Genomic DNA, 22665 nt, shown 5'->3' on the forward strand with positions numbered 1-22665 from the left:
ACCCACGCGGGGCTAGGAGACTAACACACGACCTATATGGGGTTTTTATGCGGGTGTCGTTTTAACCATGTGGTAGTTGGCAGAGATATCATGACAAATGTCACATCTTATTGGTGACATTTGTGCCTTACCCGGAGTGACCACTTTAGTAATAATAAACTCGTCTTTTAAACAACTCACGAGATTACAAATGAAAACACTTACTTTAGATCAACAACGCGAGCTGTTCCGTCAACGTCGCTTTTTAGCAATGCCGTTAGCAGGAATGATAGTTTGGAGCATCATTGGATTAATCGGCTTTTTTGCCGAATCAATGGAAATAAAAGTATGGTCAGTTTGGTTAGGTTGTGGAGCGATTTTTTATTTGGGGGTTTTCTTTGCCAAGCTCACCGGCGAAGATTTTTTTAATCGAAAAGGTCCGAAAAATGAATTTGATAACCTGTTTATGGCAGGAGTCGTGATGGCGTTGTTAGTTTTTGCGATTGTTATGCCTTTCGCCACTAAAGAAAACGAATCTATCCCTATGTCGGTTGGGATTCTTGCTGGATTGATGTGGATGCCATTATCTTGGGCCATTCAGCATTGGGTTGGGTATTTTCATGCCATTACGCGAACCATTGCTATAGTAACTTGTTATTTTGTTGCCCCTGAACAGGTATTTGTGACTGTACCGGCGGTGATTGTAGTGATATATATTGCAAGCATTTACATCCAAGAAAAACGTTATGCCAGCTTAAAGGATTCAACGGATGCAAAAGGTGTTGAGTCTACTACTGCACCTTTACGTCATGCCTAGCTGAGTGATGAAGTCGCATTCACAAGGAACTTTCATGTCTACAACTCAACCGAACTCAAACATCAGCTTGCCCGCCTTAGGGCGTGGCGAGCGCAAGAAGTGGTCATTCATTTCCCTCGCTTTTTCTTTCTTTTATTTTGTTCCTCTATTTATGAATGCCAATTCTGTTAGCACTAATCACTTGATTGCGTCTATTGCTATCTTTGTATCATTTGTAGCGTTTTATGTATGGGCCGTTTTTAGCAGTGGAAAAGCCGTAATACTGCCAATAGTGTGCCTAGTACTTGCCTGTGTTGGTGCCTCTTTTGTTAATTTTGGCGGGGTGTTTTTATACGGTTTTGCGACTTTTTTAATTGGTTATCATGGGAGAGGTTGGAGGCGCGTTGTCAGTTTGGTTATGGTTTTAGTTGCCATGTTATTGTCGATTTTACACTATGACACCTTGGATTTCCGTTTTCTAATTCCCTCATTTTTTGCCTGCTTGGCGCTATTTACATTTGGATTGCTTGAAAAAAAGGAGGCCTTCATTGAAATACACAAAGAACGCGCTGCAAATGAGCTAGCCCAGGTGAGTGCCATTGCTGAGCGTGAGCGTATTGGTCGTGATTTGCATGATCTTGTAGGGCACACTCTTTCAACTATTGCATTAAAAGCTGAACTGGCAGAAAAACTTCTGCAGCATGACCGAGCAGAAGAAGCAAAAGTTCAATTAAAAGAGCTCAGTGCTGTTTCCCGAGAAGTGTTGTCTGATGTCCGAAAAGCGGTTTCAGGCATGAAAAAACTTTCGTTGAAAAATGAGTTACATACACTGACAAAGTTGCTTGAAAATGCCAATATCGAAGTTGAATTGAGCACAAATAAATTGAATGCAGCTGATTTACCCGTAAATATTGAACTGCAAATGGCCTTTGTGGCAAAAGAAGCGGTGACTAATATTCTGCGTCATAGCCAAGCAAGTAAAGCTTATATTGAAGCGTCTATTGTAGACAACTTAATGATGATGCGCATTGGTGACAACGGAAGTAACTCTAGCAAGTCATATCAGGCGGGGAACGGTTTAACTGGCATTCAAGAGCGTTTAGAGATGATAAATGGTTCGTTTAATATACATCATCGCGACGGAATGCACCTAGAAATGCGTGTTTCACTGGCTTAATCTTAGCTACCCTTGTGAGCCTGTAGTTTAAATTAAAAAGGATATTTAATGACCACAAAATTAGTTATTGCTGAAGATCAAACCTTGGTACTGGATGCACTGACCGCATTAATTGGATTCGAGTCCGATATTGAGGTTGTCGCTTCCTGTAGTGATGGTGAAAAAACCCTTAGTTTCATTAATCATTCGGAAGTTATTCCCGATCTGGTATTAAGTGATATTGAAATGCCTCACCTAAGCGGCATTGAACTGGCGGAAACCCTGCAAAAACAACATCCGAGCATTAAAGTGGTAATCATGACGACCTTCGCAAAAGCTGGGTATATGCGTAGGGCAATTGAAGCTGGGGTAAAGGGGATTGTGCTCAAAGAAGCCCCAAGTGATCATTTAATAAGCTGCTTACGCAAAGTTATCAGTGGAGATAGAGTAATTGATACTGAGCTTGCGATGTTAGCGTTAGGAGATAAAGATCCCCTAAATGTTAAAGAACGAAAAGCCCTTAAACTTGCGGCTCAGGGGTTATCGACTACAGACATTGCCGAAAAATTATTTATTGCCCAAGGCACAGTGCGCAATTATCTGTCTGAGGCTATGTCTAAGTTAAATGCCACTAACCGAGTGGATGCCGCCCGAATTGCAGATCAAAAAGGCTGGTTATAATTAATTGTGAATTGGATGAATAGTTTAGCTTGTGGCATTTTCTAAAGTGTTGACTTTCATGCATGCAGAGTTAGCAAAGTATCGAGCTTGCTAAAAATTCAGGAACTCTTCACACTTAAGGCCCATTTTCAAAATATGATTCGCCGTGTTGAAAATTAGTAAGAAAACGATAATCCGCTTCATTTGGTGGTGGTTGGTAATTATACCTGGGATCCCATTTGTACTTGGTACATTAGGATTCGCAATCTATGTTTATTGGCCAAGGGATTTTTCATCGGCCACTCAATTTCCTTTAACAAGAGGGATCGAATATATTAGCCTTTCAGCCCACGGTGTAAAAGGTTCACCCGCTGATTGGAGTGATGAGCTACAGTCACTGATGGCAACGAATCCTTATCCTCAATTAGGTGATATAAAACAACAAAATCACAGTATTGATTGGCAAGAATTTTCTGGCAATGTGTTTTTATGTTCAGTTGCAGGAAGAAAAATTGGCGTTGAGATGGGGAAGCGCATAGCTAAGCAAACAAGCGTTAAAGCAATTCATGCTATCGGCCATAGTTGTGGCGCTTTTGTGGTACTTGGAATATGTGAAGGCGCTAAATCAGTCCATTCACAATTAATAGTGCAAACCACTTATCTAGATCCTGTTAGCGTGTATTCAGGTATTTTTTGGGATTATGGAATCGAGCACTTTGGTTCATGTGGAGATTTTAGCGACACCTATATTGATACCCGAGATACGGTACCGGGTAGCAATCAACTTCTCCCAAATTCTCACACTACAGATGTAACGCCAAAAAAACCGACAAAGGATGAACACTATCCCCCACACGATTGGCCAACCCGATTTTATATTGATGGATATAAACAAAACCAAGTCCCAGTTTATTATCGTAATCAGTGATAACAGTTATTGAGACACCCATGTTAAACGAGCGACTACTAGGACACCCATGGTTAGGTTATCAAGACACCCATGTTTAAGATCTTTAAACAAGTAAAAATCAAAGAGTTATTATGGCTGTCTCAATAGGGGTTATTAACGATTTAACTTTGCGATAAGCTTATCAAGACACCCATGTTTATGACCTTTAAACGGGTAAACATCAAAGAGCTATTATGGGTGTCTCAATAGGGGGGATTAACGACTAAACTTTGCGATAACCTGTGAGTTAAAACAGCCTAATGACATTCGTCGAACCAACCTTCTTGTGTTACGTTATATCATATGAGTGATTGTCCAAATCCCCGTTCAGTAAATAGAAGCACAATGCCAAAATATGCCATTGTGTTTATCTTTATGTGCGCGCTGGGATATACCATTTTTAATGGATTACATGACGACGCTCATATAGTTCAGACTGATAATCATTGTATCGAATGCTTAGTATTTGATGATTATGACAATGCAATACCCTTCCTCAATCTTTCTACTTTAGATACTTCTCTTACTGGGAATGTAATTGAAATATTGGTGCTTCACTACCTTCCGGTGTCTGTTAGAGCTACAGGAAACCGTGATCCACCTTCAATAGTTTAATTCGTTTCACCCTGCAGTATTTTGTCCCCCATTTATTTGGTGAGGGATTGTTGTTTTATTTGTATGTAAGAGAAAAAATCAATGAAATCTAAAAAATCCAGACTGCTAATAGCTGTATTAGCAGCGTTAGCATCCAATGCTCAAGCACAAACCCACAATAACGATATTCAAAAAGACGAAAATGATATTGAAAAAATAGTCATTACTGCATCACCCCTTAACCGAACAGTCCTGCAATCAAGTACACCTGTGACTATTTTAAGTGGTGAAGAGTTAGACCAACACCAAGCAGCAACCCTTGGCGAAACATTGAGTAGTACGCCAGGCGTGCATGGTTCTTATTTTGGTCCAGTGTCCAGTAGTCCCATCATTCGAGGGTTAGATGGGCCTCGTATTAAGGTGATGCAAAATGGATTAGATGTTTCTGATGCCTCCCGTGTAGGGCCTGATCACCAAGTTGCCACAGAAACTTCAACTGCGAGTCAAATTGAAGTGTTAAGAGGTCCGGCAACGTTACTGTATGGCAGTGGTGCAATCGGAGGGGTAGTCAATGTGGTTGATAATCGACTTCCGGCAGAGCGTCAAGAAGGCTTTAGTGGCGAAGCCTTTGCCCAATATGACAATGTGGCTAATGCTAAAACCGTATCAACTGATTTGAATATGGGGAGCGGTGATTTTGTATTTCATGTAGACGGTTATAATCGAGATACCGACGACTATAAAATTCCCGTACCAGCAAATATTGATGAGACTGGCGGTAGTGGTGAGTTAGCTAATTCAGCTATCAGTGCACATGGATTCAATCTTGGCGGTGGTTGGATAACCGATGATACCCGCGTGGCATTATCCTACGGTAGCATGGACTCTGAGTATGGTTTACCGGTTGAAGAAGATGTTTATATCAAATTACAGCAAGATCGCTATCAAGGCGTAGTTGATTGGAACAACTTGAGTGGTCCCATTGAAGGTGTTCATTTTAAAGCTGCATATACTGATTATGAACACACCGAGTTTGAAGGTGATGAAGTTGGAACGAGTTTTAAAAATGAATCAGTAGAGTCTAGATTATGGGCAGATCATCAACTGATTAACGGCTGGAAAGGGGTAATTGGACTCCACTATAATTATATAGATGCGTCTGCATTAGGTGAGGAGGCATTTACACCGCCTACTAAAACGGATTCTATCGCTGCTTTTCTATTAGAAGAACGTGAAACAGGCGATTTGTTATGGCAATTAGGCGCACGAGTTGAAACTCTCAATCATGACGTCGACAATGACTTTTATTCTGAGTTGGACAGTAGTATCTCAATTGACGACAAAAGGTATACCTCATTATCGGGATCTGCAGGTGTAGTTTGGACAATTAACGATCAAAACTCATTAGCCTTTAATTATGCCTATTCTCAACGAGCACCTTCTGCCTCTGAAATGTTTTCTTACGGACCTCACGTAGGCTCACAAACCTATGAAATTGGTGGCAGTTTTGATATCAACGAACTTGATGGGGTTTATTCAGTAAGTCAATCGTCACAAGATTTAGATAAAGAAGTGTCGAATAATGTCGATCTAACATACCGATATAACACGGATCGCTGGAATGCCACTTTAAGCGTATTTTACAATAAGGTAAGTGATTACATCTTTGAGCAGCGTACCGGTTTAGTGTATTCGGGGGGAGATTTGATCACCGAAGCGGAATTTGATGCCGATGTTGCATTAAATGGCGAGTCTGACGAAGAAATTGATGGTTTATCGGTAATCAACTTTGAACAGCAAGATGCCACCTTATATGGTTTTGAAGCTCAAGTAGACTTGCACTTGACGGAAGAATTACGCTGGGAGTTATTTAGTGATTATACTCGCGCTAAATTAGATGAAGGAGGCAATGTACCTCGTATTCCGCCTATGCGATTCGGTAGTTCATTGCACTATGAAAAAGGCAATTGGCACGGTGAAGTTGAAGTGATTCGCAACAGTAAACAAGACGATATTGCTTCTTATGAGACAGAAACTGATGGTTATACAATGGTGTCTTCGTCCGTTAATTATTACCTACCTTTGGGTAATGTGGATATGACATTTTATCTACAAGGACAGAACCTTGGGGATACAGAGGGGCGAGTGCACTCTTCGTACGTTAAGGATGAAGTACCGCTACCAGGTCGTTCCGTTAGTCTAGGTGTTAGAGCTCGGTTTTAAGGCTACACGTTGATTTCATAATGAAAAAGGGGCGGGTGCTTTATGCGCTCGTTACCCTTCATTTCGTTTTACAATCCCAACCAAATTAAAAACCTTTTACATGGACAGCCGTGTTAAAGCAGATCGGTATTTATGAGTATTCACTTATCTTTAGAGAGGAAAGTCAGTCCCTCAATGGCTTTTTTACCCACGTAATGTATGCACATTTAGCATGGGTGTCTTGATTATTTCTTAGCATGGGTGTCTTGATTATTTTTTTATTATTCTCGCAATTGGATAAATCATAAACATATAGTTAAAGCAAAGGAGTTTCATCTGGCCATGGTTCCGCTTAGATCGTATATAGGCAAGCTCTTATTAAGACACCCATAACTATTTACATGGACATCCACGTTTAAGCCTGCTTGTTTTATAAGCAACCACTCAGCACTTTAAATGCTTTTTATGCACCTCTAGCGTGGGTGTCCCGATTATTTTCTACTATTCGCGCAGCTTGAAAAGTCACACATATCTAGCTAAAGAAACAGTGTTTCATTTGGTAATAATTCCATCAATTTGAATTGGGATTTTATTTTTCAAGCGATTGTTAATAACGGATTTTTTGTATATAAAATAGACAAGAGACAACTGATGATTTAGATTGCTATTTGAGAACGAATAAAAAAACAGCTAATGCGCACAGTTGCTTGCTTTATGTTTGGCTATCGAAAACGGATAGAATAATGAATAGAAATGGATTATGAATAGTCAGCCACAAAATATAGCACTACCTGCAGGTACGATTGTTCATCAATATCAAATTGAGTCAGTTCTTGGAATGGGAGGTTTTGGAATAGTTTACAAAGCCAAACACATGCGGCTGAACTCCTATGTTGCCATCAAAGAGTATCTCCCTCAGCACTGTGCTTCGCGCGAAGGTGTTACCGTTTATCCGCAAACAGAACAATATGCTGAAGAGTTTCAGGTAGGTATAGATTCCTTTTTACGAGAAGCACAACAGTTAGTCGTGTTTGATGATCATCCGAATATCATCCGTTGTAAGGATTTCTTTGACGATAATGGTACCGCTTATCTAGTAATGAACCTTGAACAGGGTTTAGAGTTAGCTGAAATACTGCAAAATCATGCTGAGGCAGGTCACTCACTTTCAGAGCCGCAAATTAGAGCACTTATAGGACCAATATTGGATGGGTTGAGTTTTATTCATTCTGAAGGAGTGCTACACAGAGATATCAAGCCTGCTAATATTTTCGTTCGCATGTCCGACAATCGACCTCTATTAATTGATTTTGGAGCAGCCAAACAAAATTTCCAACAAAGTCAAAAAACCCAATATCAAATGCATACGCCTGGATATGCTCCCTTGGAGCAATTAGGTTCAGAAGGTGAGTTAGGACCATGGACTGATATATACGCCGTCGGGGCAATGATTTGGAAAATCATTATGAATACCAATCCTCCTGCTGCCCAAGATAGAGTCTTGTCCGTAATGCAAGGAAAAGAGGATCCTGCATTAGAAGCCATTGAAAATGTTAAATATAGTTACTCAACGGTATTAATTAATGCCATGCAAAAAGCGATGGCTATTAAGATAAGCGATCGCTTTCAAACTGCAGAAGAATTTAAAGCAGCATTAGAGTCAGTTGATAGAGACACAGAAATAGATACAGATACCTCAACAGAAAAAGAAACAGATACTGATGTCACCTCTGCTGACGTGACAGTTAAAAAAAATAGACTGAAAATATTAGCGGGATTTTCCTGTCTGGCATTTATATGTTTGATAGCTATTTTTATAGCTCAAAGCAATGATAAAACTTCAATGCCTGAAGACCTCACTTCATCCAGTTCTAACACTATCAAAATTAGTTTAACTGAAGAGCTTGATATAATTTATCAATTAATAACTAAAGCTGAATTGACTCAGAGTGAAATGCTGAGTAATCAGAGTGTTATCAACACGTTGCGTTCTTTGGGTGAGTTGGATGCAAATACACAAAAAAATTTAGATTTGTTGCTATTAAGCATTGAAAAAAACAAAGTCGCTATCGAAGATAAAATGCTCAAAGCTAGAGAAAGAACCCTAATATTGGCTGAAAAAAGAGAGCTATCCTTTGCAGAATTTGACTCCATTATACGTAACGAAATTGAATTAACCGCAGTACACGGAAATTACGAAAAGTCTGACTTTTTTAAAGCTTTACATAATTTAATTAAAGATACTTCAGAGTTTGCTACAAAAATTGAAAAACAATCATTAATAAAACGAAAGTTAACAATTTAAAAGGACGATAAGATGAAAATTTGTAAACTACTTTTGCTAGTGACTATGTCTTGCTCGTTAATTGCTTTCCAAGGACATGCACAGTTTTCATTAGGATCAATATTTGGTGATGATGAAGAAAAAGATAAAAACACACAGAACCAAACTGAAGATTTAAGTGATTTTGATGTCAGCTCCCCCGTTGAACAGTTGGCAAAAGAAGATATATCAACGTCAAAAACCATTGGTCAAGTTGTTGGCGGAATTGCCTTGGGCTATGCATGCCACAAAAAGCTCGGCAATATACCTTTTCGCTCCCAAGCTATAGGAAGTTGTGTTCTTTTGGGCATGAAGGGGGGGGTTAGCTTGGGGGAATATGTAGGAAAGGCTATTGCAGTAAGACGTCTCAGTTATGCCACTGAATATGAGTTTTTAGAGTCTGAGATTACAGCATCGGAAACTGCAATCGAGACGCGTCAAAGTGCTCTTGAAAAAACACAATTAGAAATTGAACAAACTCGAGTTCGTATCGACCAACTCAAAGCAAAGCAATCACTAACAGCCGCAGAAATCAAAGAAGCTAAAAAACTTAAAGCGGAGACTGAAGCAAGGCTTGAGGAAAGCCTAACGCTAAAAGATCGTTATACCGATACATTAGAATATCTAGATAGCGCACTGGAGGAATCAGAATCTAAAATCTCAAAATTAGAATCTGATAAAGAAAAAACGCAAAATGCTTATAATGAACTTTTAGAAAAAAGACAAAACCTTGCTTCAATGCTTGCTAATTTACAAATCACAATTAACGAACTTAAATCTGATAACACTGTTATGGCTAATTTGATTGCTGGATAAGGAAATAGTAAATGTCTTACTCAAAATTAATATTTCTAATCGCTTTTAGCGCAGGTTTAACGAGTTGTGCAGTATCTCAAAAGCCCGAAGAGCAAAGTTCGATGGATGTAATTATAGGTTCATCTACTGGTCAATTTGAAACATTCATTAAAGAAATGCGTATTCGCTTAAAAGGTTTGAACGAACGCGCCAATGGTATAAGCCAAGTACTGGATGATTATAACGCTCAACTATATCTTGCAAAACGAGATTTGGAAAAATATCAAATTTCCGAAAAGGAACGAGATAAACTTCAAGCAGAAATTGCATCATTTCAACTACAAACTGAAGAAATAAATCGATTAAATCAACAAAGTCAGGCCTTAATTGCAGCCCGGGAAAGCGAAATAGAGCAAAAATCTTTCGAACAAAATGAGCTTAAATCTAGTATTGAAACTGCAGAAAAACAGCTATCAAATGTAGAAAAACAAACTATCGTGATTGAGGATGGGATAAAGCGTATAGCTGCCATAAGAGCCAAAAATACATTAACTAATTAATAGAATGATAGCCTGCTAGGCTTTGATTTTGAACATCAATTGGCTTTTGGGGCCTTGTATTTCTACATTTAATTTAAGCTGTATTATTTGTAGTCGCTCATTACATTTGATCGGTAATTTCCAAATTTAGGTTAGTTCGCTTTCCTTTGTGTATTCCCTTTGAAAAATGGCTAGTAAAACTGGGTGTCCAAATAATCCTCTTAAATCACTCATCATGGCTGTCCAATTTACGTTTCTACACATTCTTCAGAGTTCTATTTGCTTGTTAGCCATCAGTATATTTTGCATCTATCGCTACATCGTAAAACTGTTTACATGGACAGCCATGTTAAAACAGGACTCATTTTGTGTGTGCCCTAGTTGAATTTCAGTCAATAAGCATGGGTGTCTCGTTAATACCATCCTCATCATGGCTGTCCAATTTACGTTTCTACATATTCTTCAGAGTTCTATTTGCTTGTTAGCCATCAGTATATTTTGCATCTCTCGCTACATCGTAAAACTGTTTACATGGACAGCCATGTTAAAGCAGGACTCATTTCGTGCTTGTCCTAGTTGCATTTCAGCCAATAAACATGGGTGTCTCGTTTATATCTTGCGTGTTTTTGCATCTCTCGCTACATCGTAAAACTGTTTACATGGACAGCCATGTTAAAGCAGGACTCATTTTGTGAGTATCCTATTTACATTACAGTCAATAAACATGGGTGTCTCGTTTATACCTCTCGTTGAAACCCCAACTTGCACGGCAAAGTTGCTTACATAATGCTCTGATTAAAGTGAAGGATAAGTCCAACACATCTAATCAACTATCAGTCTTTAAATCCGCATTTTCTTCACATTCTTTGCACAAAACTTCATTTATTGGTGGTTAAAATTGATCCCATTCTCTTAAGAGAAAATTTTGTTATCCGTACTATTTTCATCACTACAATAAAGAGGTTCTTGTTATGTTTACACATTCTAAAAAAGTGGTTGTCGCATTGCTTTGTATCAGCGTTTTGTCGGTGTCTGCTTGCGCGGGGCGCGGTGGAATACATCATGGTCACGGCGGGGGAGGCGGCAACGTTATTACTGGATTAGTTATCGGGGGCATTATTGGTGGTGTTATCGGTCACGAAATTGGCAAAGATGATGCTCATGCTAACGCTACTATTATTGGGCCAACTGTAGAAATTCGTATCGGTGGTAATGTGGGGCATCATATGAATCATACTGATAGAACTTATGTCTCACACTCTTTAGAAATGGTTCGTACCGGTGTGGCAACGCAGTGGTATAACCCTGATACAGGCTATGAATATCGTGTGGTTCCAATCAAAACCGACTTACTGAATGGTGAAACCTGTAGAGACTATATCGTTGAAGCTACTAAAGGGGGAGTTTCTGAGGTAGTGCATGGCAAGGCCTGTCGTCATGGAGATGGTAACTGGATCGTTAGAAAATAATATTCTTTATCATTAGGAATAAAAGGGTCAGTTCGTCGAGTTCCAAACATCAAACTTAGTCATTACTTTGGTGAACATGACGCTTTGTAGATAGTGGTTAAGCCATTGTTTAACCTTTGGGTAAGGAGATTGCTGATACCATTGACGTTCGACTTTGGCGAATTGACGAATGAAAGGGAGTAACGCTATGTCAACCAAACTCTCTTGGTCTGAGATGATATAAGACGTTTTGTTAGTCTGATTATCTGCGGTTCCAACCGACAAACAATCTTCTAATTCTTGAATATAAACCTCGCATGCTTGTCTACACTCAATCAGGTTGTTTTCTTTATAGCGTTTGGCACATTTATACGCATTTAAATGTGTTTTAAATTCGTCATCAAAACGAGCAATTAACGAAAGCATTGAAGGTAGGACCATTGGTTCGTCTTTCCGAAGCAGATCATTAGGATCACTCTGAGCTAACGCCCACAACATAACCTCAAGACTTTCTTCAATAATCAATGTCGATTTTAAATCATTTTCCACTACTAAAATGGGTACCGTACCTTTCGCGGAAGCTTTCAGCATTTCTGCAGGTTTATTGTTTAATTTTACTTCACGTACAGCAACGGATTGGTTGGCTTTGAAAAGCGCTATTCTTGCTCGCATTGCATAAGGGCAGTTTCGTAATGAGTATAGAATCGGCTGGGTCATAGTTACTTTTCTATTGTTTTTAAAGTTGCCGAAGCTGGCACTTACCTTAATTAATAAATGTCTAAACTCGGCACTTTGCAGGATTTGACGAGAATAATCCACTCTAGTGATATTCATTGGCTAAATATACAGGTAAAATCATCAGCACATAAATGCGGGATGTAAAACAAACCGTAAATCCCTCTTAAAATAAATCGCACCTAAATGAGTAATGTCGGCATGAGTAGTATCCAAAACCAGCAAAAAATTGAATTGTTAGCCCCTGGCGGCGACATTGATGCCATAAAAGCGGCGATTATTGCTGGTGCCGATGCCGTGTATTGTGGTCTAGATAATTTCAATGCCCGTAATCGTGCATCGAATATTTCCTTTGAGCAACTTGTTGGTGTTATTCGGCTCGCTCATCAATATGAATGTGAGATTTTTCTAACCCTGAATATAGTCATTCTAGAGCAGGAGTTTACTACCTTAGCTAAGTTGTTAAGTAAGTTAGTAAACACCACCTTAGATGGCGTGATTGTTCAGGATATTGGTATGTTTAATCTTATCAAGAAGCATTTTCCTACTTTAGATATTCATGCCTCTACTCAGCTTACTACTCATAATGCGGGGCAAATTGCCTTTCTAAAAAAACTAGGGGCATCTAGGGTTAATTTATCTAGAGAATTAAACTTGCGAGAAATTAGTTCGTTAACCGCAGTAAGTCGCGAACACGACATTTTAACCGAAGTGTTCGTTCATGGCTCATTATGTGTTGCGTTCTCAGGGTTGTGCTATTCAACCTCTGCAAGTGCGGGAAATTCGGGTAATCGTGGTCGTTGTAGCCAGGCGTGTCGTGAAGAATACGAAACTACTGAATCAGGAAATAACTTTCCTCTTAACCTAAAAGATAACTCTGCATTTTTTGATCTTCCCGCTTTAATCGAAGCCGGCGTTTATTCGTTTAAAATCGAAGGTCGAATAAAAGGCTCGAGTTACGTTCATACCGTTGTGGATAGCTTCCGTAAACAAATCGATGGCTTTGTAGAAACGGGTGAACTACTTGAAGATGGTGAGCGTCTCTACAAGGTGTTTAATCGAGATTTCTCCAATGCATTTTTACGTGGTGATTTAAATCAATCGATGTTTATTGATAATCCACGCGACAATTCTAAAAATCATGCCATCGCCAAAGCTAACTCTGACACCGATAGCAATAGAATATCGGTTGTGCAAATACAAGAAGTGAAGCAAACCTTGTATCAAGAGAAGAACGAACTTCACGATATCGTAAGGGAAAAAATCCAATATTTGAGTATCGATAAAGTCTCTTTGGAACTTTCATTCTCCGGTGAAGAAGGTTGCCCATTAACACTTATTATCAAAACTGATGATTTAAGTAAACAGCAACCTTTCCAGGATAAAAAGCCGCAGACTCATGGCAAAACCATTACATTACAATCAAGCAGTTTATTGACAAGAAGTGATAAAAATGCAATTGATGAAGTCGCGTTAGAGAAGCGATTTAAAAGTTTAAGTAACGGAGATTATGAGCTAACTAAAATTGATTCAAAGAATTTGTCGGCAGGGTTAACCGTCCCTTTTCGTGAACTGACTACGTTGAAAAATGAAGCTATTCGCTTATTAAATGGTGCTCAAGCGTTAATTCCACCAGTAACATTACCGAAATTAACAAGTCACGCCAAAGATGCTGGTGGCTCGCAACAACCCAAGCTCTCCATCTTAATCTGCGATGAATCTGATGTGGCATTGGCGGATGTTACTGACGCTGATATTTACTTTAAGTTACCTGATGCTTACAAGCGAAATTGCACGAAGTATATTGATTTCCTTGCTGAAAACCCTCGTCTTATCCCCTGGTTTCCAGCAGTATTAATTGGTAAAGATTATGACGTGGCGATTAATATCTTAGAAAAAGTTATGCCACCATTAATTGTCACAAATAATACCGGCATTGCTTACCATGCTAATCAATTAGGGATAAAGTGGATTGCCGGCCCATTTTTAAATACGACTAATTCCTATGCTTTAATGGCCATGAAAGAAGAGTTTGACTGTAGTGGTGCGTTTATTTCGAACGAGTTGAATCGTATGCAGATGAAAAACATTGCTCGTCCTGAAAACTTTAAATTGTTTTACAGTATTTATCATCCCATCTTGCTGATGACGAGTAGGCAGTGTTTTTTCCAACAAAGTGTGGGGTGTGATAAGCCGAGAATTGATAACGGCTGTATGTTGTCGTGTGATAAGTCTACCAGCATCACAAATCTTAAAGGAATGTCCTTTGCCATTGATAAACAAAAAGCAGGTTATCCAAGTATTTATAATGAAGATCAGTTTTTGAATATGCAGGTGATTCATGATTTAGCTGACTTGTTTGATGGTTTTATGATTGACCTAACTAATATTGGCGCTGGCGATAAAGTGTCCCCAGACAAAGTTGCGTTAATTGAGCAGTTCGAGGAATTGTTGCAAGGAAATAAACAAGTAGAAACTCAGTTAAATACTATGGTGCCAGCGTCCACAGACAGTCAATACCATAATGGCTTGTAGTTAGAGCTACAGCTTTACCGCAAATATTTGTGAATAGTCATTAAATTAGATATTTGATGGCTATTTCACTATCGAGACACCCATCTTAGCTCACGGTCACCGCTTTCGAGACACCCATCATAGTTTATTGGTTTTTGAAAGCTTCGATTCAACACCACTACTATCAAGACACCCATCCTTGTTAAACTGGTTTTGAAAATCATCACTCTAGAACCTGCAATGGTTATAGGTCCATTTCAATACTACTAATTTTGTACAATCGACTATGCTTAAAAGTCTTCAATCACCACGGATGGATGATGTATGGCTCAAGCGAGAAAAAAGCAAATATGTTTAAGTGAGACTCCCTACTATCACTGTGTTTCGCGGTGTGTAAGACAATCATTTTTGTGCGGAGAAAACAGATTCACTAAGCAAAATTACGATCATCGGCGCGGTTGGGTAGAGTCCAGACTACTATTTTTAGGTTCGGTTTTTGCGATTGATATAGCTGCCTTTGCTGTGATGAGTAACCACACTCATGTTGTATTGTTCGTAGATAAAGATCTTGCTGAAAGTTTTTCAAAAAAAGAGGTACTTACTCGTTGGCATAAATTGCACAAAGGGACTTTGCTCACGCAAAAATATCTAAAAAGCAAAAAACTCAATAAATGTGAAGCACTTACAGTGAATAAAATCATTGAAGTGTATCGTAAGCGCTTGTATGACATCAGTTGGTTTATGCGGAGCTTGAATGAATATATTGCCCGAGAAGCTAACAAGGAAGATGAATGCACTGGCCGGTTTTGGGAAGGAAGGTTCAAATCCCAAGCATTACTAGATGAACGAGCACTTTTAGCTTGTATGGCGTATGTCGATTTAAACCCAATTCGAGCTAACATGGAAAGCACTCCTGAAACTTCTAAACATACAAGTATTTTCAAGCGCATTGCGGCCACGAAAACTGGTAAACAGCCTAAATCACTACTGCGTTTTGTGGGTAATGACCGAATAAATACATCTAAAGGTATCGCTTTCAGTTTGAGCGATTATTGTGAGTTAGTGGACCGTACCGGAAGAATTGTAAGAGATGATAAGCTTGGGTTTATAAATAATAGAGAAAATAAGCTCCTTACTCGCTTAAGAATTAATATACAACAGTGGTTAACACTAAGCACCGAATTTGAGCGTCACTTTTCAATCGCAGCAGGCAGCGAATATATGCTACAGAAATTCAAATGCAGCATAAATCACCAACGAATTCGAGGTATGGCAAAAGCAAAGCAGTTGCTCAATCCTATTTAGCGTCAGGGAAACTAAACCCAAGTTTGGGACCCAAGTTGTTTGTGTCTTTTCATTGGTAAATTACTGACAATTGAGCTTACTGAGAGTAGTTAAAATTCAGTTTTTGTAATCTAAATCCTCAACACTTCTGTAAACTAATTCATTTGCATAAACCGATATTGCTATACAACCACCAAATATATCTTTCTTAAAATGGGTGTCTCAATAATTTATTTATTATTAACTCTGTTAGCCTGTTAATAATCTTATTGTTACTATGGCTGTCCCGCTAATATCGCTAATAACTGCTCCTTAGCATGGCTGTCCAGCTAGTGCGCCTTAGCATGGCTGTCCAGCTAGTGCGCAGCTTTTAACTGAAAAATGCCCACCTAAGTGGGCATTAAGTTGCTATCAAAACACTATATTTGGCGGGATCTAAGGTTCGTCATTGAGAATTAACTCCTGCGCACGATGTTGATAAAACGCGGGGTTTAAACCGATTAGTTGCGGGATTGTTGCCGAAACGGCAACTGATGAGAGTGTCCCAAATACGACACCTGCAAATAGGGTTATGGCGAAACCTTGTAGTGGCTGTCCACCGAAGAGCCAGATTGAGGCGATGGTTGCCAGTGTGGTGCCCGAGGTTATTAACGAGCGAGTTAATGTTGATTTAACCGCGGTATCCACTATGTCACTCATGTTTAGATTGCTTTTGGCACTCATGACTTCACGTAACTTGTCTCCAATTACGATGGAGTCATTCAGAGAGTAGCCAATAATGGCGAGTACTGCAGCTAATACCGTCAAATCAAACGGTAGGCCAAGCCACGCAAATAACCCTAGCACCACTAATACATCATGGACCAACGCTACCAATGAGCCGCAAGCTAAGCGCCATTCAAAACGCCAGGTCAAATACATCATCATCGCAATTGCAGCAACAAGCATGGCTAAACCGCCGTTATCAATCAATTCTGACCCCACTTGTGAGCCAATAAAAACCGAATCTTGCGGAGTAATTTGGTAACCGCTTTGTTTTGCGAATTCTGTGAGCCAAGCTTTATCTATAACATCAGCTACACCATCCGCCTGGCGTACAGTCCAGTGGGTATTTGTAACGCTGCTATTGAGCTCAAAATCCGCCGTGAGTTGGGCATCCAATTGACGTTGCATGTCTGCTTTGTCGATACTTTGGCTGGTGGTGAATTCCGTCATATAACCACCCGTGAAATCCAATCCTAAATTTAATCCACGCATCCCTAAACCCACCACAGACAGCACCATCAACGTCATGGCAAGATAGAATCCTGCAATCCGATATTGACTGAATCGAGAAAGGGAGGTCGATGATTTTTCCCTTTTGTTTTTGGTCATATTAAGGACTTTTGCAAAGCCCTCATTGTTGATTGTTTTGGTGTTCATGACATAAGTTCCTTATGTTTTATTGAGATTTGAGGTTTCACTAGATAGGTCAATACGTGGGCAACAAAAACGCCGGTAAACATGCTGGTTAAAATGCCTAAACTGAGTGTCATGGCGAACCCTTTTACTGGGCCATAGCCTATACTAAGAAGAATTAAGGATGTGATCATAGTGGTGATGTTAGCGTCTAAAATCGTTCTAAACGCCTCCTTGTAACCTGTCTCTATGGCTAAAAAGTTACTTTGCCCTCGTTTTCGCTCCTCTTTTATTCGCTCAAAAATCAACACATTAGTATCCACGGCCATGCCCACTGTGAGAACCAATCCGGCAATCCCCGGCAAGGTTAAAACCACATTGGGTAACAAGGCCATTAATCCAACCAAGCACACCAAATTAAGAACTAGGCAAGTGTTAGCAATTAAGCCCAGTTTGCGATACCACAACCCCATAAATAACAAGGTGATACTCAAACCAATGGCTAATGCCATGATCCCGTTGTTCACATTGTCTTGCCCCAGAGAGGCCTGAATTGTCCGTTGTTGGACTATTGTGATTGGAGCATCCAGTGAACCTGCACGTAACAATAGAGCCAGTTCAGCAGCTTCATCATGGCTGTCTAGATTAGTAATGCTGAAGCGATTTCCTAGCTGGGCTTGAATCGTAGCAACGTTGATCACCCTACTGCTTTTCACCATCTCATCGGCTGCATTGCGGTGATATTCAGAAAACACTACCACCATAGGGTTGCCAATATTGTTTTTGGAAAATGCTGACATCTTTTCGCCACCTACGGAATCCAATGACAGATTGACCAATGCTATTCCCATTTCGTCACGCCCCGAGTTCGCATTCTCAATGCTTGAGCCGGTGAATATTGGTTTCGACGCGACCCGCAATCGACGACCACTGTCATCTTTAAAGGTTTTGGCACCTATTTCACCGTCTTTTGCCATTGCGTAAAAATCTAACGAAGCTGTTGCACCGATAATACGCTTCGCCTGTTCGGGATCTTTCACCCCTGGTAACTCTACGCGAATTCGGTTGGCCCCTTGTCGCTGAGTCACAGCCTCAGTGATCCCTAACTCTTCAATACGACCTCGTAAGGTCGTCAACGCTTGAGCCATAATTTGTTGGTGAAATTCGTTGATACTTTGCTCGGAAAACGTCAAACGACCGTTATTCTCGTCAATTTTGGTATAGGCAATTCCGGGTAAATAGTCTTGGACTTTTTGTACAAGGGTTTTCACATCACTTGTTTGCTGAGTGAGGAAGCGCAGGTTAAGACCATTTGCAGTGGAGGTGTCACCATTCGCTTCAGACAGCTTTACGCTCATTCCCCTAAAACCTTGTTGGCGAATGATGTGCATAGCTTCGTCTTTTGCACTTTCGTAGTGTTCTTGATCTGCTTTTGGCGTGTCGACTTCCAATACAAACAGGACACCCCCGCTAAGATCTAGCCCCAACTTGATTGGGGACATGCCGAGTTCATTAAGCCAATTTGGCGCTGCAGATTGAATGCCTAAACGGACTTCGTAGTTGTCACCTAAGTCAGCCTTCAGTTTTTGTTGGGCAATGGAAAGTGCTTCATCATCACCTTGTATAACAATTTTACTGTCAGTATCGCCACTGATAATTTGTTTAACTTGAATGTTTTCCTGTTGCATTAACTGGCGCAAGGTTTGCGGTGCAGGAAGTGATTGAGTTGGATTGCTGCTACTAATCAGTAACGCATTGTTGTTTCCATATAAAGTTGGGATGGCATTTAATCCCAAAATAAGCACAGTGACGATAATCACGATTAACTGCCAAGTATGCTTGGGTTTCGTTGTTGTTTTACGCATGTTCGTTCTCTTTTTTAGCAAATAACCCATTGCTTAGGGCAATGGTTAGATGGAGTGCGCAAGCGATTAATAGGCTAACGCAACATAAATAAGGGTATGCAGATACCCATTAAAAAGTACACTGAGTGCAGTGCGAGAACGTGTTAACTTAGGTAGGTAATGGTGCCAGAATACAGTGTATTTCCGTCTTTCCAGCCACTTAATTTGCAGTGGTTATTTGCTGCATCAGGGCGCAAAAACCATGGAGTATCAACACTGCTGACGGGCGCTGCTAAGAAGTGTTGACGACCTAAGATTTCAGGCAAAAATTCATAGGCTAGAACAAAAATGGGTTCGTTTTGAATGGGTGAGCTAAATGCACTGTAGGCTGAACGCTCAAAGGGAGGCCAGCGTATATCGCGATTTATCTTAAAAAATTCAGAAGGAGATTTAGATTTAAAATGGTCCTTATTACTCTCTTTACGAGTAGTCCCTTTGCGCTTTTTTAATCCTGCTTTTTGTTCACTAAGAATATAATCAGCAGACAAAATTTGGGTAAATTGAGATAAGGTGAGTTGATTTTGTGCATTGTCGAGTTGACCAGCATGAACGTCGACACTTAATGGGATGTGGGGAGAATTTAGCGGATTATCAACAGAGCGGGCAGGGGCACTCATTGCTATACAAACCGCAATAAACCAACTAAAGAGCAAAGCGCGCCAAGACCACATAAATCTAATCTAACTACCTGTAATGACTTGATAAGGTTAATAAGGGTGAAGTGGAAAAATGCAAGGGCTAGAACAAAAAAACAACAAACAAATAGAGTGCCAAGCCCGATAATAGCAAAGCTATCATCGAGCAGACTTAACTGCTCGATGATTATTGTGTCAAATTAGAGGTGTGGCACTAAAGTTAGAGGTTGGGCACTAATTGAACCGCACCTTCCACTACTTTCATATTCAATGGCACTTTACTTAACAAAGCAACAGTTGGATCTGTCATATCCAACTTATAAACCGGTGTGGTCGCCAAAAATGTATTAATAAGTGCCATTACTTGGTCATTCAATACATTCAAATTACCTTTATAATTACCTGCTTCAACCGTTGAATCGATCAGTTTAAGGTTTCGCAAATACACTGCTTTTTTGTCACTATCATAAAAAGGACTACCTTCAACCTGCAACATTAAGCGCACGGGGTATTTAAAAGCAAAGGCATTTATCTCTGCACCAGAATCGACTCCAAGGGCAATCACATCTCTGTTGTCTGGTCCGATATCAACGTTTAAGTCATTGATATTTAATTCTACTGGGACACCCATAACAGTGGCTTTTTGGCTTAAATTAGGTAACTGCTGACTCAGCAGGGACTGTACTTGTGCGTTAGTAAATGAAAAAACAGATAGACCTTGAGTAGTGGCACACCCGGTTAAAAATAGTGCGCCGATAAAGAATAATATTTTCATGAGAAACCTTTTGCTGATTCGATAACAAATAAATGATTTAAGACTCACTGCTATAACATTTACTGTACATTTATGGTTTAACGGCATTGTACGACCTAGCAAAAGGGATTGCTATCGGTCTATCGACAACCATAATTAAAATGTCAAAATGACTAATACATGAAGTTTCACCTTATAGGGTAATAAGAGTATTGAAAAGAATAGGCTTAGGTATAGTTAAAAAATACAGAAACTAGAGAGAAAAAGGTTACTCAATTTGATTTACCCCAAGGGGAATCATTGCCACTTGATGATCATTGTCTATTATACTTAAGTATATGTTTAATTTGACTATTTTTGTCAGGATTATTTACGATCGCGTTTCCCCTTATTTAGATACTTTGTTTTTTCTGTTAAAAATCAATAATTTAACTTATTGGCATGGGGTTTGCTTTGTATTTGATAGTTGATGTTAATGATCATTTTTTGAGGTATAAAATAATGAATAAATTTTTATGTTTAGTTGCTTTACTTTTTACTGGTGCTGCCAATGCCACTATTATTTCAGGTGACTTTCGCAATGAAGCTGATCTTCCATACTGTTGTAGCACCCAAGGTCCTTTAGTTTATGAAAATCTCAATGCCTCTGTTGGCGCTGGTAACGAATTAGACAGTAGTAACTTGTTAAGTAATGACAGTGGCTGGTCTGGAGGTTTAGTTCTAGTTGACTTAGACCCAACAACAAACATAGTTACCCTTAACTCACAAGATGACTTAGATTTTGAAATTTTCACTGCCTCTATAAGTAATATCGTCTTTGACGCTGCTGAAACGATTACGGGTTTGTCATGGATTTCAGGTAACATAACTGATATCGCTATTGATGAAGTACTCTCGTTCACCGCAAATAGCATCCAAATTGGCTATGATGGTTTAGGTAGCGACATTTTTAACTTTAATCTCACACAAGCTCAGTTCCAAATCGAAACTCAAACCGACTCTGTAGCTGTTCCAGCGCCAGCTTCAATTCTTTTACTAAGCCTAGGCATACTAGCTTTAGTAGGTAGAAAAAAAGCTAACGCTTAATTCGTCATTTTCAGATATCAAAAAGTCTCGATAAAATCGGGGCTTTTTTTTGGGTAACAGCCCTGACTACCCAGTAACTAAATTGCTTTTTCTACTAGAATTTACTAGGCGACTTGAATAGTAATTTTAAAGCATTAGAGACACTTTTTTGTCGTCTGACATTATTAAATAAAACTCTCCACGGTGTGAATACCACATCAAAAAAGGAAACCTTATATTCTCGCTCAGTGACACCATAACGTGGCGCTTCGCCATTACTACTTACAAAGGTTCCGAAGATTTTATCCCAAACAATAAGCACCCCAGCATAGTTTTTATCAACATATTGAGGATTACTTGCATGATGCAAGCAATGGTGAGTAGGGGTGTTAAATACTTTACCAAGTATTTTGAATTCGGGTCCAAGTTCAGTATGCACAAAAAATTGGAATGCCAAATTCAATGCGACTATTGTCAGCATTAGCTCCGGAGTGTACCCCAAAATAATCATCGGTAGCCAAAATACCCACATGCCAACAACAGGGTAAAATAGACTTTGCCGCATAGCGGTAGAAAAATTCATATTGTTGGAACTGTGGTGCACAACATGCGCTGCCCATAACCAATTGCATTGATGACTAGCACGATGAAACCAATAATATAAAAAGTCTTGTAAAATGATGGCTATAAATAGCGTGAAAACGCTGAGTTCTATGTTAAATATTGCGAATTTACCGTGTAACCAATAAAAAAAGGGCATTAAAGCAAGCATGGCCAGAATGTCGGTTGCTTGGTGAGATAAGGCTAACCCCAGATTTAGAACAAATTCTTTTAATGAGTAACTTTGCCTGCGTTTGCGCAGCTCTACGCCTATGGCTATCAGGAATAGTGGGCTCAACAATAACAATATAAATTCAGCGTTCACTAATAAATAT

Annotated in this window: 18 protein-coding genes; 12 read left to right on the plus strand and 6 right to left on the minus strand. The window is 39.5% G+C overall.

All coding sequences use genetic code 11. The features are described 5' to 3' along the window. Positions 1-190 precede the first annotated feature (190 nt). The 9 genes from ABJV04_RS03385 (at position 191) to ABJV04_RS03425 (ending at position 11462) form a co-directional block, all read left to right on the plus strand. A complete protein-coding gene (locus tag ABJV04_RS03385) occupies positions 191-796 on the plus strand; it encodes a hypothetical protein (RefSeq protein ID WP_348489857.1) in 606 nt (201 codons plus the stop codon). Between the two features lie 34 nt (positions 797-830). Beyond that, complete coding sequence (locus ABJV04_RS03390; protein WP_348489859.1) at positions 831-1952, plus strand: sensor histidine kinase; 1122 nt, start codon at positions 831-833, stop codon at positions 1950-1952. 48 nt (positions 1953-2000) lie between these two features. Beyond that, positions 2001-2612 carry a response regulator transcription factor gene (locus ABJV04_RS03395; protein ID WP_348489860.1) on the plus strand — a complete coding sequence of 204 codons (612 nt, stop codon included), beginning with the start codon at positions 2001-2003 and terminating at the stop codon, positions 2610-2612. Positions 2613-2757: 145 nt separating this feature from the next. After that, entirely contained in the window at positions 2758-3519 is a 762-nt protein-coding gene (locus tag ABJV04_RS03400) for a hypothetical protein (protein ID WP_348489862.1), read from the plus strand. 717 nt (positions 3520-4236) lie between these two features. After that, a complete protein-coding gene (locus ABJV04_RS03405) occupies positions 4237-6357 on the plus strand; it encodes a TonB-dependent receptor (RefSeq protein WP_348489864.1) in 2121 nt (706 codons plus the stop codon). Positions 6358-7096: 739 nt separating this feature from the next. Beyond that, on the plus strand, positions 7097-8641 hold the full coding sequence (locus tag ABJV04_RS03410; RefSeq protein WP_348489865.1) for a serine/threonine-protein kinase: 1545 nt from the start codon (positions 7097-7099) through the stop codon (positions 8639-8641). 12 nt (positions 8642-8653) lie between these two features. Further along, positions 8654-9475 carry a hypothetical protein gene (locus ABJV04_RS03415; protein WP_348489866.1) on the plus strand — a complete coding sequence of 274 codons (822 nt, stop codon included), beginning with the start codon at positions 8654-8656 and terminating at the stop codon, positions 9473-9475. 11 nt (positions 9476-9486) lie between these two features. Beyond that, complete coding sequence (locus tag ABJV04_RS03420) at positions 9487-10014, plus strand: hypothetical protein (protein ID WP_348489867.1); 528 nt, start codon at positions 9487-9489, stop codon at positions 10012-10014. Positions 10015-10964: 950 nt separating this feature from the next. Further along, the gene (locus ABJV04_RS03425) at positions 10965-11462 is read left to right on the plus strand and encodes an RT0821/Lpp0805 family surface protein (RefSeq protein WP_348489869.1); all 498 of its coding nucleotides are present in this window, start codon (positions 10965-10967) and stop codon (positions 11460-11462) included. 27 nt (positions 11463-11489) lie between these two features. Here ABJV04_RS03425 and ABJV04_RS03430 read toward each other — a convergent pair whose 3' ends face one another. After that, positions 11490-12158 carry a glutathione S-transferase gene (locus ABJV04_RS03430; protein ID WP_348490020.1) on the minus strand — a complete coding sequence of 223 codons (669 nt, stop codon included), beginning with the start codon at positions 12156-12158 and terminating at the stop codon, positions 11490-11492. Between the two features lie 219 nt (positions 12159-12377). Here ABJV04_RS03430 and ABJV04_RS03435 point away from each other — a divergent pair, with 219 nt between their 5' ends. Further along, complete coding sequence (locus ABJV04_RS03435) at positions 12378-14711, plus strand: peptidase U32 family protein (RefSeq protein ID WP_348489870.1); 2334 nt, start codon at positions 12378-12380, stop codon at positions 14709-14711. A 303-nt stretch (positions 14712-15014) separates the two neighbouring features. Continuing rightward, entirely contained in the window at positions 15015-15995 is a 981-nt protein-coding gene (locus ABJV04_RS03440; RefSeq protein ID WP_348489871.1) for a transposase, read from the plus strand. A gap of 414 nt (positions 15996-16409) precedes the next feature. Here ABJV04_RS03440 and secF read toward each other — a convergent pair whose 3' ends face one another. The 4 genes from secF to ABJV04_RS03460 form a co-directional block, all read right to left on the minus strand. Continuing rightward, positions 16410-17348, minus strand: a complete 939-nt coding sequence (secF, locus tag ABJV04_RS03445; protein ID WP_348490021.1) for a protein translocase subunit SecF — start codon at positions 17346-17348, stop codon at positions 16410-16412. A gap of 44 nt (positions 17349-17392) precedes the next feature. Next, positions 17393-19237 (minus strand): protein translocase subunit SecD, encoded by a 1845-nt coding sequence (gene secD, locus ABJV04_RS03450; protein WP_348489873.1) that lies wholly within the window; start codon positions 19235-19237, stop codon positions 17393-17395. Positions 19238-19380: 143 nt separating this feature from the next. Next, positions 19381-19947, minus strand: a complete 567-nt coding sequence (locus ABJV04_RS03455; RefSeq protein WP_348489875.1) for a hypothetical protein — start codon at positions 19945-19947, stop codon at positions 19381-19383. A 184-nt stretch (positions 19948-20131) separates the two neighbouring features. After that, positions 20132-20686 (minus strand): DUF1439 domain-containing protein, encoded by a 555-nt coding sequence (locus tag ABJV04_RS03460; RefSeq protein ID WP_348489877.1) that lies wholly within the window; start codon positions 20684-20686, stop codon positions 20132-20134. A 480-nt stretch (positions 20687-21166) separates the two neighbouring features. On the opposite strand from ABJV04_RS03460, the gene ABJV04_RS03465 reads away from it, so the two are divergent. Then, the gene (locus ABJV04_RS03465) at positions 21167-21751 is read left to right on the plus strand and encodes a PEP-CTERM sorting domain-containing protein (protein ID WP_348489879.1); all 585 of its coding nucleotides are present in this window, start codon (positions 21167-21169) and stop codon (positions 21749-21751) included. A gap of 94 nt (positions 21752-21845) precedes the next feature. On the opposite strand, the gene ABJV04_RS03470 is transcribed toward ABJV04_RS03465, so the two are convergent. Continuing rightward, a complete protein-coding gene (locus ABJV04_RS03470; protein WP_348489881.1) occupies positions 21846-22655 on the minus strand; it encodes a sterol desaturase family protein in 810 nt (269 codons plus the stop codon). Positions 22656-22665 lie beyond the last annotated feature (10 nt).

It is taken from the genome of Aliiglaciecola sp., assembly GCF_039982535.1.
GTDB lineage: Bacteria > Pseudomonadota > Gammaproteobacteria > Enterobacterales > Alteromonadaceae > Aliiglaciecola.